The organism is Mesorhizobium sp. M7A.T.Ca.US.000.02.2.1, assembly GCF_003996995.1.
Classification (GTDB): domain Bacteria; phylum Pseudomonadota; class Alphaproteobacteria; order Rhizobiales; family Rhizobiaceae; genus Mesorhizobium.
Map to the genome: position 1 here is coordinate 1 of NZ_RZTT01000471.1, position 4,319 is coordinate 4,319.

General features: G+C 62.5%; 2 protein-coding genes and 1 pseudogene. 2 read left to right on the forward strand and 1 reads right to left on the reverse strand.

Going from position 1 to position 4,319, the window contains the following annotated elements; all coding sequences use genetic code 11:
• A partial coding sequence (gene pepN / locus EOD15_RS29580; protein WP_127409089.1) for an aminopeptidase N occupies positions 1-1,469 on the reverse strand: 1,469 nt, incomplete at its 3' end.
• A gap of 156 nt (positions 1,470-1,625) precedes the next feature.
• Here pepN and EOD15_RS29585 point away from each other — a divergent pair.
• Positions 1,626-3,932, forward strand: coding sequence for a xanthine dehydrogenase family protein molybdopterin-binding subunit (locus EOD15_RS29585; protein WP_127409090.1), 2,307 nt, complete (start codon positions 1,626-1,628; stop codon positions 3,930-3,932).
• Positions 3,929-4,319 (forward strand): annotated as a pseudogene (locus EOD15_RS29590) (EamA/RhaT family transporter); the annotation flags it as partial. The gene EOD15_RS29585 and the pseudogene EOD15_RS29590, both read left to right, overlap by 4 nt.

A 4,319-nucleotide genomic window follows, 5' to 3' on the forward strand; every position in this document is an offset into this window, starting at 1 on the left:
ATGTGCATCAGCCGCTTGCGGCTTTCGGACGGTGTCGGCGGCACCGACTGCTCGATTTCGAGCGTGAATTCCTGCGCGGCCGGATTGTGCGTCGAACTGATCGTCAGGTTCGGCGTGCCTGCCTGATGATACCAGAGCGCGAACTGCGACAGGTCGCGGCCGGACGCATCCTCGAACACCTTGATGAAATCCTCGATCGTCGCCGCGTCACCGTCGTGTCGCTCGAAATAGAGGTCCATGCCGGCGCGAAAGACGTCGGCACCGAGAATTGTGCGGATCATCCGCACCACTTCGGAGCCTTTCTCGTAGACCGTCGCAGTGTAGAAATTGTTGATCTCGCGGTAGCGGCGCGGCCGCACTGGATGCGCCAGTGGGCCCTGGTCCTCGGGAAACTGGTGGGCGCGCAAGGTGCGCACTTCGGCGATGCGCTTGACCGCGCGCGAGCGCTGGTCGGCGGAGAATTCGTGGTCGCGGAAAACCGTCAGGCCTTCCTTCAGGCAGAGCTGGAACCAGTCGCGGCAAGTGATTCTGTTGCCTGTCCAATTGTGGAAATACTCATGCGCGATGATCGCCTCGATATTGGCGAAATCGGCGTCCGTCGCGGTCTCCCGATCGGCCAGCACATATTTGTCGTTGAAGATGTTGAGGCCCTTGTTCTCCATCGCTCCCATGTTGAAGTCTGACACGGCGACGATGTTGAAGACGTCGAGATCGTATTCGCGGCCGAATGCCTCTTCGTCCCATTTCATCGACCGCTTCAGGGCATCCATCGCGTAGCCGGCCAGCTTCTCCTTGCCGGGCTCGACATAGATGCCGAGTTCGACCGTGCGGCCCGACAGCGTGACGAAACTGTCCGCAAGCTGGCCGAGATTGCCGGCCACCAGCGCGAACAAATAGGATGGCTTGGGGAAGGGGTCGTGCCACACTGCATAGTGCCAGCCGTCGCCGAGGTCGCCCCTGTCGACCAGGTTGGCGTTGGACAGGAGCAGCGGCGCTTCGTCACGCATTGCTTCTATGCGCACCGTGTAGACGGACAGGATGTCGGGACGATCGAGGAAATAGGTGATGCGGCGAAAGCCCTCGGCTTCGCATTGCGTGCAGTAGACATGGCTCGAGCGGTAGAGGCCCATCAGGGCTTCGTTGCCGGCCGGCGCCACCTCGGTCTCTATGAGCAACTGGAAGCGACGTGCCGCCGGAGGCTTGAGGATTGTCAACCGGTCAGGCGTCGCCAGCAGATCCGCCGGTTTTACCTTCTTGCCGTCGATCTCGATGCGCTTGAGCGTCAGCCCGTCGCCGTCGAGCACCAACGGTGCCGACAGGGAGACGTCGTCACGACGCTCTATCGTGAGGACGGCGGTGACACGCGTTGCGTCTGGCGAAAGGCGGAAGGTAAGGTCGGTTTTCGGAATGAGGTAGTCGTTGGGGCGATAGTCTTCGAGTTTGAAGACCTGGCCGGTGTCCGTGCGCATTCCGTGGGTTTTCCTGTCGATTGCGTTGGCGGCGGATTGTGTCCGCTGGTCCAAGAAATTTGAAGTCCGCGCTCTTTACACGAAACGGCCCCTCGACAAAACTGAGGCAATGCCTATTTCAGGCGTTCCTTCTCCTGTCATCATCACGAGGCACCCATGACCGTCGTCACACCGAAATTCGGCATGGGCGCATCCGTGCTGCGGCGCGAGGATGCCGCCTTCATCCAGGGCCAGGGCCGCTATACCGACGACATCCAGCCGGCTGGCGTCCTGCATGGCTATCTCCTGCGCTCGCCGGTCGCCAAGGCCAGCTTCACCATCGGTTCGACCGAGGCGGCGAAGACGGCACCTGGCGTCCATCTGGTGCTGACCGGCAAGGATCTTGCCCATCTCGGCGATCTGAAATCCGGCGTCATGCAGGAACAGCCGGACGGCACCAAGGCTCCGACGCGCGACATCCCGATCCTGTGCGGCGACCGCGTCAACTATGTCGGCGATGCCGTTGCCTTCGTCGTCGCCGACAGCCGAGCCTTGGCGCAGGATGCCGCCGAACTGATCGATGTCGACTATGACGGCGAAGATGCGGCCTCCGGGACGGCAACGGCATTGGCCGAAGGCACGCCGCTGGTCTGGCCGGAGCTTGGTTCCAACCGCGCCTTCAGCTACCACATGGGCGACAAGAAAAAGAGCGAAGCGGCTTTCGCCAAAGCCGCCCATGTCACCCGCATCGAGTTCGTCAACAACCGGCTGGTGTGCAACTACATGGAGCCGCGCTCCGCGATCGGCGAATGGAACGTCGAGGAGAAGCGCTTCGTGCTGACCACCGGGTCGCAAGGCGTGCACTCCATGCAGTATATCCTGGCCAGCGTGTTCAAGATCAAGAAGGACCAGCTGCGCGTCATCACGCCTGATGTCGGCGGTGGTTTCGGGCCGAAGAGCTTCGTCTACCGCGAATATCCGCTGGTGCTGGAAGCGGCAAAGCGGCTTGGCCGCCCGGTGAAATGGGCCGGTGACCGCACGGAGCACTTCCTGACCGACGCGCAAGGCCGCGACAATTTCGTCACGGCTGAGATGGCGCTGGACAAGGACGGCCGCTTTCTCGGCATGAAGGTGGACCTGCTCGCCAACATCGGCGCCTATATCTCGCAATACGGCCCGTTCATCCCCTATATCGGCGTCACCATGTCGACCGGTGTCTACGATATCCAGGCGCTCGACGTCTCGGTGACCGGCCTCTACACCAACACCTGCCCGGTCGATGCCTATCGCGGTGCCGGCCGTCCGGAAGCAGCCTTCCTGCTGGAAAAGCTGGTCGATGCCTGCGCCCATGATCTCGGCCTGCCTGTCGAGGAGATCCGCCGCCGCAACTTCATCCGGCCGGAGCAATTTCCCTACCGGACGCAAACCGGCCGCCTCTACGACACCGGTGAATTCGAAGGCCATATGGAGCGCGCTATTGAGCAATCCGAATGGAAAGCGTTTCCCGAGCGGCTGGCGCAATCGAAGGCCGGCGGAAAAATCCGCGGCCTCGGCATGGCGACCTATATCGAGGCCTGTGCCTTTCCGGGCTCCGAACCGGCCTTCGTCGAACTCAACGGCGATGGCACGGTGACGCTGAAGATCGGCACCCAGACCAACGGACAGGGGCACGCCACCGCCTATGCCCAGTTCCTGTCGGAAAAGCTCAATCTCGACATCGACAAGATCCATGTCCGCCAGGGCGATACCGATGAATTGAAAGCCGGCGGCGGCACCGGCGGCTCGCGCTCCATACCGCTGGGGGGTGTATCGGCTTCCCGCGCGGGCGAGGATCTGGCCAACAAGATCAAGCGCATCGCCGCCGACGAGCTTGAAGCCTCGGCCGGCGACATTGAGCTGTCTGATGGTGTTGCCCGCATCGTCGGCACCGATCGCTCGATCGATTTTTCCGCCATCGCCAAGGCCGCCAAGACGCCGGATGATCTCAAGGGCTTTGGCGAGTTCGTGCAGGACGAATGCACCTATCCCAACGGCACTCATATCTGCGAGGTCGAGATCGATCCCGACACCGGCGCGACCGAGATCGTCCGCTACACCATCGTCGACGATTTCGGCGTCACCGTGAACCCGATCCTGCTCGCCGGCCAGGTGCATGGCGGCGTCGTGCAAGGCATCGGCCAGGCACTGACCGAGGACACCATCTATGGCGAGGACGGACAGCTTTTGACGGCGAGCTTCATGGATTACGCCATGCCGCGCGCCGACAATTTCCCGTTCTTCCATTTCGAGACCCGCAACGTGCCTTCGACCACCAATGCACTCGGCATCAAGGGCGCGGGCGAGGCCGGCACCATCGGCTCGACGCCGGCGGCACTCAATGCGGTGACTGACGCGCTCTGGCGCGCCTATGGCGTCAAGCACATCGACATGCCGGCAACGCCGGCGCGTATCTGGGCGACCATCCGAGAAGCGTCGGGAGCGTGACAGCAGGCCCCGGCAGCCCCCCGGCCACAGCCAGCGGTGATGCCGGCGGGCACGACACGCTAACCGGCATCATGTTCAAGATCGTGTCGGTGGCGGTCTTCGTCGGCATGCAGACCTGCATCAAAGCCGCAGGCACGGTTCCGGCCGGCCAGATTGTCTTCTTCCGCTCTTTCTTCGCTATCTTCCCGATCATCGCCTTCCTGGCCTTCAGGAAAGAACTCGGCACTGCCTTCACCACCAAGCGTCCGTTCAACCACATCGCCCGCGGCCTGGTCGGCGTCTGCGCCATGGGGCTCGGCTTTTTTGCGTTGACCCGGCTGCCGCTGCCGGAAGCGATCACGCTGAATTACGCGCAGCCGCTGCTGGTGGTGGTGTTCAGCTCCATCT

Coding starts and splice junctions, on each gene's coding strand:
- EOD15_RS29585 (WP_127409090.1), top strand. CDS start 1,626: ATGACCGTCGTCACACCGAAATTCGGCATGGGCGCATCCGTGCTGCGG.